A 14104-nucleotide genomic window follows, 5' to 3' on the forward strand; every position below is an offset into this window, starting at 1 on the left:
TCAGTGCTCGGCGAGCCAGACGCCGGAGAAGGTCGGACGACCCACCGACTCGAAGGCGACGCCCTGCACGTAGGTGGCGGCGCCGTAGACCTGCGGCTCCTCGAACAGCGGGATCACGTACGCCTGCTCGGCGATGTAGTCCTGCACGGCCTGAGAGGCCGCGATGCGCTTGTCCGCGTCGGGCTCGGAGGCCACGGCGAGGAGCAGCTCGTCGAGCTTCGCGTCCTGCGAGATCAGCACGTCGCGGTTCTTTGTGAAGTACTGGCTCTTGATCACATCGAGGTCTGCACGGCCGACCATCGAGTGGTAGAAACCGGTCTTCAGCGGATCGCGGGTGTCCTCTGCGGCGCTTCCGGCGTCACCGGGCTTGACGTTCAGCTCGACGCCGACCTTGGCCAGCTGCTGGGCGACGAGTTCGAGCGTCTGCTTCGACAGCGGCTGCGGCTTGGCCTCGTAGACCGTGATCGACAGGCGCTCCCCGTCCTTCTCGCGGATGCCGTCGGATCCGGGAACCCATCCGGCCTCGTCGAGCAGCGCGGCCGCCTTGTCGGGGTCGTAGACGTAGTGCTCCGACTCGTCCTTGTATCCCACCGCCTGCGAGGACAGCACCGATGTGGCCACCGGGTAGTTCTCGGTGAACAGGGTGTCGACGACCTCCTGCGCGTTCACGGCCGCGATGATCGCCTGCCGCACACGGATGTCGCCGAGCAGCGGGTTCTCCGGGCGGAGCGCGATCGAGTTGTTCACTCCGCGGGTCTGCGGGGCGTAGAGGGTGAACCCGGCGCTCTCGACGCGGTCCTCGTCGAACGCCTGCACGTAGCGGACGTAGTCGGCCTGACCGGCGAGCAGCGATCCGATGCGCACCGAGTCCTCCGGGGTGACCAGCACGTGCACGGCGTCGACGTACGGACGTCCCTGGTTGGTCGCGCTCTCCGGCGCCCAGTCATAGTCCTCCCGCGCCGTCAGCGTGTACTCGGTGCCCAGCTTCTCGTCGGTGACGGTGAAGGGACCGGAGCCGATGATCTCCTCGGCGTTGCCGGCGCCGAAGTCCTCGATCGTGCCGTCGAGCGTCTCGGGCGAGAGCAGCCCGGAGTTGATGGTCGACGTCGCCTGCAGGAAGCCGGGAGACGGCGCCGTGAAGTGGAACGTCACGGTGTCGTCGTCGATGACCTCGCTGCTGGCGTAGTTGTTGATCGCCTCGGAGATCGTGAGACCCCGCTCGGCGTCGCCCAGGCCGTAGGTGTCGAAGTTCTTCTTCACGGCCTCCGCATCGAGCGGAGTGCCGTCGGAGAAGGTCACATCCGACTTCAGGTTGAAGGTGTACTCGGTCGCGTCGTCGTTCACGGTCCAGTCCGCGGCGATCCACGGTTCGATCTCGAGCGACTCCGGGTTCTGCCACGTGAGACGTGCGGCGATGTTGTTGACCACACCGCCGTTCGGGTAGAAGCCGGCCTGCGGCGGGTAGAGGTTCGTGTACGCCTGGTGCTCGAGGTAGGTGAGTGTGCCACCCGTGATCGGGTCGCCGGCCTCTGCCGGGGCGTTCGCCGGTGCGGGAGAGGTGGCGCAGGCAGCGAGGCTCGCCGCCATCACGAGCGGGAGGGCGACGGCTGCGGCGCGGACAATGCGGCGGTTCATGCGGGGGCCTCATGGAGGGGTGGGATGCAGAGATGGAAGTGCACGGTGGATGTGCGGGGTGTGGATCACGCTAGGGAGTGGGGTGAGGGTGGCGCGACCGGAGTGTCACGGGCAGACGCCGCCCGTCATCGGACGACTCCGGACGTCATGCGGCGTCATGCGTGCGCCGTCTGCAGCGCCGGCTGAGCGGCGACGCCGAGCCGTTCGCGCAGGTTCTCCCCGTCGCGACCGAGCAGCCCTCGGCGGCGCAGTTCCGGGGCCGCGAGACGGGTGAAGGCCTCGAACTGCGCCGGCTGGAACGCCGACAGCACGTTGAATCCGTCTGCGCCGCCCTCGTCACGCCACGTCTCGAAATGGTCGGCGATGGTCGCCGCCCCGCCGACGACGAAGGCGGCCGGCACCGCGTGCGCGGCGACGAGGTGGCGCCAGGTGAGCGGATGACGCGTCCCCACGCCCAGTCCCGCGATCCGCGCCAGCCGTTCGACCAGGGCGGCTCCGGTCGCTCCCAGCCGAGCGGCCTGCTCCGCGGTGACCTCATCGTCGAAGGCGGCGGCGCGCAGCGGTTCATCCGGCGCGACCTCGAGCGCATCCGCAAGGGCGGCGATCGTGCGGTTCGCGGGGAAGGCGGTACGGCCTCGCTGATGCCCCTCGGCGAGCGGTACGAGGGCGAGCAGGCGCTCGACGATGCGATGCGCGTCGGCATCGGTGTCGGCGACGACGGGCAGCACGGGCGCGATGACCTTCAGTGCGTCGGGGGCGCGACCGGCAGCCGCAGCGGTCGTCCGCAGGAGCCGACGCACCTCGATCGCATCGACGAGCGTCGGCGCCGCGATCAGCGCGAGATCCGCCTCGGTCGCCGCCAGCGCCCGAGACCGCGCCGACGTGCCGGCGTGCACGATCGGGATCTGCCCCTGCGGGGGCCGCGCGACGTTGAGCGGCCCTGCGACGCCGAGGTGAGTGCCCTGGAGGGCTGCGGGACGCAGCCCGTCGGGATCGATCAGCACGCCGCGGGCGGCATCCGCGATCCAGGCGTCCTCACTCCACGAGTCCCACAGCCGGCGCAGCGCCGTGACGAACTCCTCCGCGCGGTCGTAGCGGTTCTCGTTGTCGGCGTGGGCGTCACGGCCGTGGTTGCCTGCGGCGCGCGGCTCCGCGCCGGTGACCAGATTCACGCCCGCACGCCCCCGGGTGAGCACGTCGAGCGACGCGAGCGAGCGCGCCGTCGTGTACGGGTCGGCGTAGGTGGTGTTGACCGTCGCGATGAGGCCGATGCGCGAGGTGATCCCGGCGAGGAAGAGCACGGCGCTCACCGGATCGATGCGCGCGAGCAGATAGGGATCGCGGAACTCGAGATCGGGTCCCGTCGCCAGCCAGTCCCCGAAGAACAGGTAGTCCAACCCCGCGTCCTCCCCCGCCTGCGCGACCCGGCGCAGGATGTCGGCGTCGCCGGCGGGATCGCGGTGCGCCCCGTCCTGCCGCCAGCCGGAGGGGTACGCGCCGAGGGTGCGCACCATGGCGCCGACGATGAGGGGTTCTGTCATGCCCGACACGGTAGAACCGCGGCAATGCGCGGGGCCAGGAGGCCGAAGTCGCAGGTCATACAGCGCAACAGTCCGACACACAGGGCGCACCCTCTACGCTGAAGAGATGACTGGTCTTCGTTGGGGCATCCTCGCGACCGGCGGCATCGCCGGCGCCTTCGCATCCGACCTGCGCACCGCAGGACTCGATCTCGTGGCGGTCGGTTCACGATCCCAGGAGTCGGCGGACGCCTTCGCGGCCCGCTTCGACATCCCGCACGCGCATCCGTCCTACGAGGCGCTCGTGGCCGATCCCGACGTCGACATCATCTACGTCTCGACGCCGCATCCGATGCACCACGCGAACGCGCGCCTGGCGCTCGAGCACGGCAAGCACGTGCTGGTCGAGAAGGCCTTCACCCTGAACCACGGCGAGGCCGAGGACCTGCAGCGTCTCGCAGCCGAACGCGGCCTGCTCGTGACCGAGGCGATGTGGACCCGATACCTGCCGCACATGGTGCGCGTCCGCGAGATCATCGCCGCCGGCACGCTCGGCGAGATCCGCGCGGTCAGCGCCGACCACACGCAGCTGCTCCCCTCCGACCCGACGCACCGCCTCAACGCGCTCGAACTCGGCGGCGGCGCACTGCTCGACCTGGCGATCTACCCGCTGTCGTTCATCTGGGACATCCTCGGCGCCCCCACCACGGTGCACAGCGTCGCACGCCTGATCGAGACCGGCGCGGACGCCGAGGTCGCCACGGTCATGACCCACGAGGGCGGTGCGGTCTCCACGAGCCTGTCGTCGTCGCGTGCGGCCGGTCCCAACACGGCCATCATCCTCGGCACCGAGGCGCGCATCGAGATCGAACGGTACTGGTGGTCGCCCTCCGTCGTGCGGGTGATCGATCCACAGGGCGAGGTGATCGAGGAGTTCGACGGCCGCCCCGCTTCCGACGCGGCTGGACGCGGCATGCAGTACGAAGCGCTCGCCGCCGAACGCCTCGTGCGCGACGGCCTCCTCGAGGGCGACATCCTCCCGATCGCCGAGAGCGTCGCCATCATGGGCACTCTCGACGAGATCCGCCGCCAGATCGGCGTGCGCTACCCCGGAGAGGACGCAGACAATGGCTGAGCCCACCGACTCCCGCGTCGCGGTCTATCTGGACTTCGACAACATCGTCATCTCCTGGTACGACCGGGTGCACGGGCGCAACGCGTATGCCAAGGACCGCCAGCGCATCTCGGAGCAGCCGGGCGACCCCGAGGTAGCCGAGCGCCTGAGCCAGGCGATGATCGAGGTCGGCGCGATCATCGACTACGCCGCCTCCTTCGGCACCCTCGTGCTCACCCGCGCCTATGCGGACTGGTCGTCGCCGGTGAACGCCGTCTACCGGTCCCAGCTGGTGGCCCGCGCCGTCGACCTCGTACAGCTGTTCCCCGCCGCCGCGTACGCCAAGAACGGCGCCGACATCCGGCTGGCCGTGGATGCCGTGGAAGACATGTTCCGCCTCCCCGACCTCACCCACGTGGTGATCGTCGCCGGCGACAGCGACTATGTGCCGCTCGCGCAGCGCTGCAAGCGCCTCGGCCGCTACGTGATCGGCGTGGGCGTCGCGGGCTCCACCGCCAAGTCCCTCGCCGCCGCGTGCGACGAGTTCGAGGCGTACGACTCCCTCTCCGGCGTCGTGCGTCCGGTCAAGGTCCCGGCGACCGTCGCGACGCCCGTCGTCGACGCGCCCGTCGAGGCCGCGACCGCGCCCGCCGAGACCGCGACCGAGGCCCCGAAGGCCAAGAGCCGCTCACGCGCGAAGGCGAAGCCCGCACCCGCAGAGGCCGCACCGCCCAAGCTCGACGAGCAGGGCGAGGCCACGCAGCTCCTGGAACGCGCCCTGCGACTGGGGCACGACAAGGGTGATGCCGACGAGTGGCTGCACAGCTCGGCCGTGAAGACGCACATGCGCCGCATGGACCCGTCGTTCAGCGAGAAGGCCCTCGGCTACCGCTCCTTCTCGGACTTCCTGAAGTCCCGCGACGACATGGCAGAGCTCGAGGAGACAGGGCACGAACGACTCGTGCGCCTGCGCGACCACTAGTCGGTCGAGCGCAGTGCCCGCCAGCACGCCGCGACCGTCAGCGCCGTGACGATTCCGACGGCGGCATAGGCCAGGCGAGGGTCGGTCGCCTCGGCCAGGGAGCCCACCAGCAGCCCCGTCACGACGGTCGATCCCGGCAGCGCCATCGCCCACAGGCCCATGATCCGTCCGCGGATCGGTGCCGGAGTGGTCAACATGACGTACGCGTTCGCCCTGGCGATGAACCACATCACGACCGCGCCGACCGCGGCCAGCCCGACGAACAGCATCGGCAACGACCAGGAGACGGCGGAGAAGACGACGGCCGCCGCCATCGCCGCCGCCATGCCACGCACCTCGGAGCTGCGAGGCATCGTCGGTCCGGTGGCCGAGAAGAATGCGCCGGGCAGGGCACCGAGCCCGAACGCCACGGCGAGCGCACCGTAGGTGCCTCCCCCGCCGTCGAACACATCGACGACGATGAGCGGGATCACCACGGCGATGTTGTAACAGGCGGCCGCGCACACGGCGAGCAGCAGGGTGCTGCGGATCGCCGGTGTCCCGACCGCGAAGCGCCATGCGCCCGGCGCTCGGAGCGCGGGGGCCGCATCGAGAGCGTCGTCGTCGGGCACGACCGGGCGCAGCCGGAGGGACAACAGCACGACGATCGACGGGATGAACACGAGAGTGTTCACCACGAAGCACCAGGCCGCGTCCGACACCACCAGCAGGATGCCGGCGATCGCGGGGCCCAGCACTCGGGATCCGTTGATGATCACCTCGTTCATGCTCACGGCACTCGTCATCCGCTCACGACCGACGATGTCCATCACCAGGAGCTGGCGCGCGGGATTGTCGGCGGCGAAAGCCACCCCGTGCGCGAGCGAGAGCGCGGCGAGCATCCAGATCTCGAGCACTCCGCCGAAAGTGAGCGCCGCCAGCGCGCCGGCGACGAGCATCTGCGCGACCGCGGTGACGAGCAGCACCGACCGACGCGAGTATCGGTCGACGAGACCACCGATGAACGGACCGAGGATCAGCGTCGGCAGCATCATGCACGCCGTCACCGCTCCCAGCGCGAGGCCGTCGCCGCCGAGCTCGATCACGAGCCAGGCCATCGCGATCTGCGACGCCGCGCCCCCGGTGCCAGACAGCAGCTGCGCGATACTCCAGCGGCGGTAGTCGCGGATGCGCAGCGCCTGGAACGAGCGGGTCAGCGCCTCGCGCGTGAAGCGGTCTCGCAGGTGCTCCCAGAACACCCCTGCCTACTGGTTGCTGAACGCGGCATCGAACGACGCCGTGGGCTTCGGCCACAGCAGCGATCGCACGAATCCGACGGCTTCTGCGGCACCGTGCAACCGGTCCATGCCGGCGTCCTCCCACTCGATCGAGATCGGGCCGGTGTAGCCGATCGCATCGAGAGCACGGAAGGAGTCCTCCCATGGCACGTCTCCGTGACCTGTCGACACGAAGTCCCAGCCGCGCCGCGGGTCGCCCCACGGCAGGTGCGAGCCGAGCACGCCGGCGCGGCCGTTCTGCGGACGCATCCGGGTGTCCTTGCAGTCCACGTGGTAGATCCGGTCGGCGAAGTCGACGATGAATCCGACCGGATCGATGTTCTGCCACATCATGTGCGAGGGGTCCCAGTTGAACCCGAAGGCCCCGCGGTGATCGATCGCCTCCAGCGCGCGCACCGACGACCAGTAGTCGTAGGCGATCTCGCCGGGGTGCACCTCGTGGGCGAAGCGCACGCCCTCGCCGTCGAACACGTCGAGGATCGGGTTCCAGCGGGCGGCGAAATCCTCGAAACCGCCCTCGATGACCGATGCGGGCACGGGCGGGAACATGGCCACGTACGGCCAGATCGACGACCCCGTGAACCCCACGACCGTGTCGATGTCGAGCTTGCGTGCCACCCGGGCCGCACGCGTCATATCCTCCGCGGCGCGCTTCCGCACGCCCTCGGCATCGCCGTCGCCCCACACGTAGTCGCGCAGGATCGCCTGGTGACGGAAGTCGATCGGCGCATCGCACACGGCTTGACCGGCGAGATGGTTCGAGATGGCGAAGATCTTCAGACCATGACGGTCGAGGATCTCCTTGCGTGATGCCAGATAGGCGTCGTCCTCGTCCGCGCGCCGGAGGTCGAGGTGGTCACCGGACGCGGCGACCTCGAGACCGTCGTAGCCCCACTCGCTCGCGAGCCGGGCCACATCCTCGAAGGGCAGATCGGCCCACTGCCCCGTGAACAGGGTGACGGGATGCGTGCTGGTCATCGTGCAGCCTCCGGGTAGTTCTCGGCGATCCACGCCCAGCTCGTCTTCGCGCTGGCGAACGGCTCCATGCTGGGCTTGTCCACTTCGATGATCACAGCACCGTCGAAGTCGTCCGGCAACCCGGCGAGCGCGTCGACGATCGGCACGTCCCCCAGGCCGGGCTCGAGGAAGAAGCGCCGGCTCATCACATCGAAGTACGGCGTGCGCGTCGCCCGCGCCTCGGCGGCGATCGACAGGTCCATGTCCTTCACGTGCAGGTCGGAGATGCGGTCGGCGTGCGCGGCGACCCACGCCACGACATCCGCGCCGGTCCAGGCCAGGTGTCCGATGTCCGGTCCCGCTGCGAGCAGGCTCGGTGAGATCGCATCGAGCACGTACTCGTACTCCTCCTCGGTCTCCACCCAGGTGCCGACGTGGTTGTGCAGCGCCGCCGTCACGCCCTCGGCCGCGAGCACCTCGGCGGCTTCACCGATGATGTTCGCGACCCGGTCCAGCCGAGCCCGGTCGAAGGCGTGGCCGATCGCCGCGGCCTCGTCGATGCGCGGGCGTCCCGGTGCCATGTCGGCGGCAAGGAACACCCGGTCGAGCCCCATGAACGTCGTCTCCTCGGCCCGGCGGCGGATCGCGTCGAACCAGCGGAAGTGCGCCTCGGTGTCGCCCGCGTGGTCGCGGTCGAACTCCTCGGGGAGCCCGATGTGCACGTAGCCCGGTGACAGCCTCAGCCCCGAGTCCGCCACCACCCGGGCGTAGCTCTGCAGTGTCTGCGTCGGCAGCACCTCCAGCATGACCGAGGAGTATCCGGCCTCGGCCACCTGTCCGAGGATGACGGGCTGCTTGGGCAGGAAGGTCGACAGGTCGAACTCCCATCCCACGCTCCCCGGCTCCCCCGTGGACTCGCCGAGCGAGACCGTGATCCACTGCAGCGTGTTGAGCGAGAAATGATCCTGTGTCAGCGCCATCGCTGTTCTCCGTCCTTTCAGGAACCGGGTCGTGTCAGGAACCGGTGACGTCGGCGACCCAGGCGGCGGTGTGCTTCGCGCTGGCCACCGGATCCATGCTCGCCCTGTCCACCTCGATGATGATCCACCCGCCGAAGTCGTCGGGGAGCACCGAGAGCGTGTCGACGATGTCGACCTGGCCGAGACCCGGCTCGAGGTACAGGCCCAGGTCGGTCGCCCGCTCGTAGCTGAGCCCCTCGTCACGGCTGCGTCGCGCCAGGTCCAGGTTCAGGTCCTTCACGTGCAGGTCCTGCACGCGATCCGCCCACTTCGCGATGGCCTGCTTCGCGTCGATGCCCGCCCACTCCAGGTGACCGATGTCGAAGGACGCTCCCAGGCGCGAGGCGTCGATGCTGTTCAGCACGTGCTCGTATTCGTGCTCGGTCTCGATCCAGGTCCCCACGTGGTTGTGCAGACCGGGGCGCACGCCCTCGGCGTTGAGCACGTCGACGGCCTCATCGATCAGGTCCGTCAGCTCGTCGAGCCGTTCCTGCGAGAAGTCGGCGCCGATGGCCGGCTTCTGCCAGCGGATCGCCGTCTGGTCGACCTCTGCCGCGAGGAAGATCGTGTCGAGTCCGAAGTAGGCGGATTCCTCCGCCTTCCGGCGCACCGCGTCGAACCAGTGGATGCGTTCGAACGTGCCGTGCTCCAGCCGTCCGCCGTGGTCACTCGCGAGCGGCACCTGCACGTAGCCCGGAGCGAGCGCCAGGCCCGACGCCTCGACCATCGCGGCATAGTTCTGCAGCGTCTGCGTGTCGAGCACCTCGAGCATCGTGGCTGAGAAGCCGGCATCCCGGATCTCCGCCAGCACCTGCGGGTACTCGGCGACGAACGAGGGATCGGCGAAGCGCCACAGGCTCGCGCTGCTGAGATCGGTCGGGTCCTCCTTGACGTTGATCCACTGGATCGCGTTGAGCGCGAACTTCAGGTCTTTCATCTGCATGGCGATTCCGTTCGGTTCTACTTCAGCCCCGCGGTGGCGACACCCTGGATGAAGTACTTCTGGAGGAAGAGGAAGAGGATGAGGATCGGCAGCAGCACGACGACGGCGCCGGCGAGCAGCAGTCCGAAGGAGATCGTGTTGGATGCCTGGGAGGCCACGGACAGTCCGACCGGAGCCGTGTAGGTGTCCTGCGACTGGGCCACGACGAGGGGCCAGAGGAAGTTGTTCCACGAGGTGAGGAACGACAGGATCGCGACCGTCGCGAGTCCAGGACCGGTGAGCGGGAGGAAGATCCGGAAGAACAGTCGCCCCTCCCCCGCGCCGTCCAGGCGCGCGGCCTCCATGAGCTCGAACGGCACCCCGTGTGCGAACTGGCGCATGATGAACACGCACAGCGGGAGGATCAGCACGGGCAGGATGATCGCGACGAGCGAGTTCACCAGTCCCATCTGCACGACCACGACGAACTGCGGCACGAACAGCGCCACGTACGGCACGATCATCGACACGATCACCAGCGGGAAGACGACGTTCTTCCCCCGGAAGCGCAGCTTCGCCAGGGCGTAGCCGGCCATCGCGCTGAAGAGCACGTTGCCCACGATCGCGACGCCGGAGACCACGAAGCTGTTCATCATGTAGCTGCCGAACTCGCGGTCGGCGAAGAGCTGGATGTAGTTGTCGATCTGGAACGACTCGGGGAACCACGCGCCGGGGTTGCCGAGGAACTCGGACTGTGTCTTGAAGGATCCGAAGAACACCCAGACGAAGGGAAGGAGCATGAACACGGTGACGACGATGAGGGCTGTGTAGTTCAGCGCCTGACGCGTCGGAGACAGAGTCTTCAATGTTTCGGCCTCAGCATTCGGAACTGGACGATCGCGACGATGCCGACGAGCAGGAGGAGAAGGACGGATCCGGCCATCGAGGCCGACACGTTCCCGAATCCGAACTGCTCGTAGACCCAGACCGCGATCGATTTGGTGGAGCCGAGCGGCCCGCCCTTGGTCAGCAGGTACGGCTCCTCGAAGATGTTCAGGAACGACACCGTCATCAGCACGGTGATCAGCAGCGTCGTCGGGCGCAGCAGCGGAAGCGTGATCGACCAGAGCCGGCGCCAGGTGCCGGCACCGTCCGTCGCCGCCGCCTCGTAGATCTCCTCCGGCACGGCCTGCAGACCCGCGAGGAACAGGATCATGCAGGTTCCCGTAGTGCGCCAGACGCCCATGAGCACGACCGTGGTGATGGCCCACCCCGGCTCGCCGAGCCAGTTCGGCTCGGGGAGGCCGAGATCTCCCAGCGAGGAGTTGACCGGGCCGGTGATCGAGAAGGCGTACTGCCAGATCACGGCCGCCGCCACGATGTTGGTGATGACGGGTACGTAGACCGCCGCACGGAAGAAGGTCTTGAGACGGCGGATGCCGTTGTTGAGCATGAGGGCCAGCGCGAGGCCGAGCGCCATGCTGATCGGCACGCACAGCACCACGAACATGATGGTGTTGAAGAACGCGCTCTGGAAGCCGGGGTTCGTGATGACCTTCGCGAAGCCGTCGAAGCCCGTGAAGTTGACTCCCAGCGGATCGCGGATGTCCCGCGCGGTCATGTCGGTCAGGCTGGCACCGATGGCCAGGATGGCGGGGATCCCCGTGAAGAGCAGGAAGAGGGCGAGGAACGGCGAGAGGAAGAGCCACGCCGTGGTGGTCTCCGCCTTGCTGCCCTCGCGCATCCTCCTGGTGCCTCCGGGGCGTCGTCGGGTAGACGCCCCGGAGGTGACCATGGTGCGAGTCGCTGTGGTGGACATGGCAGGTGTCAGTTGCCCATCCCGATCGACTCGGCCTGCTGCTGTGCCGCGTCGAGCGCGTCCTGCGCGGAGAGTCCGCCGCGGACGACCTTCTCCATCTGCTCACCGATGACCGTGCCCACCTGGCTCCAGGTGGAGACCTTCGGCAGCGTGATACCGGTCTCGAGACCGGCTTCGACCGTCGCGAGCAGGCGGTCGTCAGCGAGAGCGGGGTCTTCCCATGCGGACTTCACAGCCGGCATGTTCTTGAAGATCTGGAACCATTCGACCTGGCTCGCAGGCTCCGACATGAAACGCGCGAACTTCCACGCGGCATCCTTGTTCTCGGAGTCGGTCGGCACGAACCAGCTGCCGCCGCCGACCGTGGTGGCCGCATCGCCCTCGGGGCCGACCGGCATGGTCGACAGCGACAGGTGCTCGTCCGCCCAACCCTCACCGTTGGCGTCGTCGAACCAGCCGACGAACCAGGGACCGCCGTCGATGATCGCGGCGTTCTTGCCGGTGGTGGACCAGGAGACGGTGTCGAGGAAGGCGGGGCCATCCGGCGAGGCCAGGCCGTCCTTGATGAGTCCGGACCAGTACTCCAGCGCCTCGACGTTCTCGGGCGAGTTGATCGTCCACTCCGAGAGGTCGTCGGAGATGAAGGAGCCGCCGTTCTGCGCCGCGAAGGTCAGCAGCTGACGCGCGGTGTACGAGTCGTAGGCGGCGTACAGCGCCAGCGGGTACTCGACGCCGGACTCCTTGAGCTTCTCACCGAAGGTGCGCAGCCCGTCCCAGTCCTTCGGGGCCTCTGCTCCTGCGGCCTCTGCGAGGTCGGTGCGGTAGATCACCATGTCGGAGTACGCGTACCAGGGCACACCGTAGGCCACGTCGTCGTAGACCGAGTTGTCCCAGATGACCTCGAAGAAGTCGTCCTTGTCCACCAGTCCGTCCGGCACCGGGTCGAATCCGCCGGTCGCGATGAGCGAGGACTGCGTCTCGGTGAACGAGTAGATGAGGTCGGGGACGGTGCCCGCCGTGATCGCCGCGGTCATCTTCGACGCGAACTCGGCCTCGGGGATCTGCGTCATGTTGATCTCGACGTCGGGGTTGTCGGCCTTGAACTTCTCGAACATCTGGGGAAGCTCGGCGCCGTCGGCGCCCTGCGTCCAGATCTCGAGCGTTCCGGTGGCGGGCTTGTCGTCGACCGTGGTCGAGTCGCCTCCCGCGGCCGGGGCATCGTCGCCGCGTCCGCAGCCGGTCAGCAGCAGTGCGCTGGACGCGACAAGCGCGATTCCGAGCATCGTCGCCCGGCGTCGCGAGGAAGGGTATGTGTGCATCGCGATCATCTCCTAGTGGTGTTCTTCGGGTAGTGCAGGTCAGAGTGCGGCGGTGACGGCGCGCGCGATACGCACGGAGAGGGTCGCTCCCGTGAGCGTCGCGTTGCATGTCAACGCGGTGGGAACCACGCCGTTGCCGGCGAGGAACAGGTTGTCGAAGCCCCAGACGCGGCCGTCGGTGTCGACGACGCTCGTGCCGTCGTCGACCGGGCCCATCCGGACCGTGCCGGTGTAGTGCAGCGATGCTCCGGCGGGGAGCACCTCGGACTCGGCGTCCTGGAAGGTGCCGATCGCGTTCGCCGCTGCCCGCTGCACGTCCATCGTGCGGCGGATCTCGGCCAGGTCGTTCTCCGAGTACGAGAAGTGCACGGTCATGTGCGGCATGCCGAGCTGGTCGGTGAGCTCGTCGGAGAACTCGATCCTGTTCTCCGGGCGGATCTCGGTCGCGCAGTACCAGCCGACGCCGAGCACATGCCGACCGTCCAACTCGCGCTCCATGAGCTGCCCGTGCGCAGGGCGCGCAGCACCGATCGACGGGCTCCAGTAGGAGCCGATGAACGGCTCGCCGGCCGGAGGGACCGGGACCTCGGCATCGGCGAGACCGAGGCGAGCGGCGTCGATCTCGACATCGCCGTCGATCGAGGCGTGCTCGTTCAGGCGCACGCCGAGAGCGGCGGGACGGATGCCGGATGCCCACAGCAGCTGCGGGGTGCGCAGCGCGTCGGCGGCGACCAGGATCTGGGCACCGTGGTACGCCAGCTCGGCGCCGGTCTCGACGTCCTTCGCGACGAGTCCGGTGACCCGGGTGCCGTCGTTCTCCAGCCGTGTCACGAAGACCCCGGTGCGGAGGGTCACGTTCGGCGCACTGCCGTCGAAGAGGAACGGCGCGATGTCGCGGGGACCGGTCCGAGCGAACGGACGGTCGCTGTGCGCGACACCCGCCATCGGCATGTAGCCGAATTCGCGCGCAGGGTCGGGGCTCGGGACGGCCTCGCGGATGGCCGCGAAGATCGGCTCCGTGAACGGGTTGTCCACGAGCGGTCCGACCGAGGTGCGCAGGAGTCCGCGCGCGGTCTCGAGGTCGGCGTCCCACTCCGCACGCGGCAGGAACTCGGGGATCTCCTCGGCGTACGGCCACGGGGTGGCCGCCGTCCAGTGCACGCCCATGCCCCCGATGTTCCACGCCACGGAGGCGCCGGGGAAGGCCGCGAAGTTGTGACCGAAGAACGCCGCGGGGAAGACGCCTGGCACGTCGGCCTGCCAGGCGTCGCCTTCGATCTCGTTCATCGAGACGGCACCCTTGACGTACTCGATCTGGCGTGCGCGGCGCATGAGGTCCTCGTAGGAGGCGTTCAGCGCGCTCTCGTCTGCTTCGACGAGATGCTCCCCCGGCACCTGGGTGATCTCGCGCCCTGCTTCGAGCACGAGGATCGATGCCTCGGGGTTCTGTGCGTGCACCTGGGCGGCGATCACGGCTCCGTTGGGTCCGGATCCCACGATGATCAGGTCGTAGTTGTCTGTCATGTCGATTCCTTCTCGC

At 68.5% G+C, this 14104-nt stretch carries 12 protein-coding genes; 2 read left to right on the forward strand and 10 right to left on the reverse strand.

Going from position 1 to position 14104, the window contains the following annotated elements; translation table 11 throughout:
- Together KZC51_RS14975 and KZC51_RS14980 are read right to left on the reverse strand one after the other, a co-directional pair.
- A complete protein-coding gene (locus KZC51_RS14975) occupies positions 1–1635 on the reverse strand; it encodes a TIGR04028 family ABC transporter substrate-binding protein (RefSeq protein ID WP_247630829.1) in 1635 nt (544 codons plus the stop codon).
- A 155-nt stretch (positions 1636–1790) separates the two neighbouring features.
- On the reverse strand, positions 1791–3176 hold the full coding sequence (locus KZC51_RS14980) for an NtaA/DmoA family FMN-dependent monooxygenase (protein WP_247630830.1): 1386 nt from the start codon (positions 3174–3176) through the stop codon (positions 1791–1793).
- 106 nt (positions 3177–3282) lie between these two features.
- On the opposite strand from KZC51_RS14980, the gene KZC51_RS14985 reads away from it, so the two are divergent.
- Complete coding sequence (locus KZC51_RS14985) at positions 3283–4290, forward strand: Gfo/Idh/MocA family protein (protein ID WP_247630831.1); 1008 nt, start codon at positions 3283–3285, stop codon at positions 4288–4290.
- Complete coding sequence (locus KZC51_RS14990) at positions 4283–5251, forward strand: NYN domain-containing protein (RefSeq protein ID WP_247630832.1); 969 nt, start codon at positions 4283–4285, stop codon at positions 5249–5251. Before KZC51_RS14985 ends, KZC51_RS14990 begins: the two co-directional genes overlap by 8 nt.
- Here the strand turns inward: KZC51_RS14990 and KZC51_RS14995 are convergent.
- The 8 genes from KZC51_RS14995 to KZC51_RS15030 are packed head-to-tail and all read right to left on the reverse strand — an operon-like array spanning position 5248 to position 14088.
- The gene (locus tag KZC51_RS14995; RefSeq protein WP_247630833.1) at positions 5248–6489 is read right to left on the reverse strand and encodes an MFS transporter; all 1242 of its coding nucleotides are present in this window, start codon (positions 6487–6489) and stop codon (positions 5248–5250) included. The two genes, KZC51_RS14990 and KZC51_RS14995, sit on opposite strands and share 4 nt — an antisense overlap.
- Positions 6490–6495: 6 nt before the next feature.
- Entirely contained in the window at positions 6496–7506 is a 1011-nt protein-coding gene (locus KZC51_RS15000; RefSeq protein WP_247630834.1) for a sugar phosphate isomerase/epimerase family protein, read from the reverse strand.
- Positions 7503–8465: a sugar phosphate isomerase/epimerase family protein gene (locus tag KZC51_RS15005; RefSeq protein WP_247630835.1), complete on the reverse strand. Its 963-nt coding sequence runs from the start codon at positions 8463–8465 to the stop codon at positions 7503–7505. The genes KZC51_RS15000 and KZC51_RS15005 overlap by 4 nt, the downstream gene beginning before the upstream one ends.
- 34 nt (positions 8466–8499) lie before the next feature.
- Positions 8500–9447 (reverse strand): sugar phosphate isomerase/epimerase family protein, encoded by a 948-nt coding sequence (locus tag KZC51_RS15010; protein ID WP_247630836.1) that lies wholly within the window; start codon positions 9445–9447, stop codon positions 8500–8502.
- Positions 9448–9464: 17 nt separating this feature from the next.
- The gene (locus tag KZC51_RS15015) at positions 9465–10292 is read right to left on the reverse strand and encodes a carbohydrate ABC transporter permease (protein WP_247630837.1); all 828 of its coding nucleotides are present in this window, start codon (positions 10290–10292) and stop codon (positions 9465–9467) included.
- Complete coding sequence (locus KZC51_RS15020) at positions 10289–11245, reverse strand: carbohydrate ABC transporter permease (RefSeq protein WP_247630838.1); 957 nt, start codon at positions 11243–11245, stop codon at positions 10289–10291. The genes KZC51_RS15015 and KZC51_RS15020 overlap by 4 nt, the downstream gene beginning before the upstream one ends.
- A gap of 8 nt (positions 11246–11253) precedes the next feature.
- Positions 11254–12564, reverse strand: a complete 1311-nt coding sequence (locus KZC51_RS15025) for a sugar ABC transporter substrate-binding protein (RefSeq protein ID WP_247630839.1) — start codon at positions 12562–12564, stop codon at positions 11254–11256.
- A 39-nt stretch (positions 12565–12603) separates the two neighbouring features.
- Positions 12604–14088, reverse strand: coding sequence for a GMC oxidoreductase (locus KZC51_RS15030; RefSeq protein ID WP_247630840.1), 1485 nt, complete (start codon positions 14086–14088; stop codon positions 12604–12606).
- Positions 14089–14104: the final 16 nt, after the last annotated feature.

This window comes from Microbacterium croceum (assembly GCF_023091245.1).
GTDB lineage: Bacteria > Actinomycetota > Actinomycetes > Actinomycetales > Microbacteriaceae > Microbacterium > Microbacterium croceum.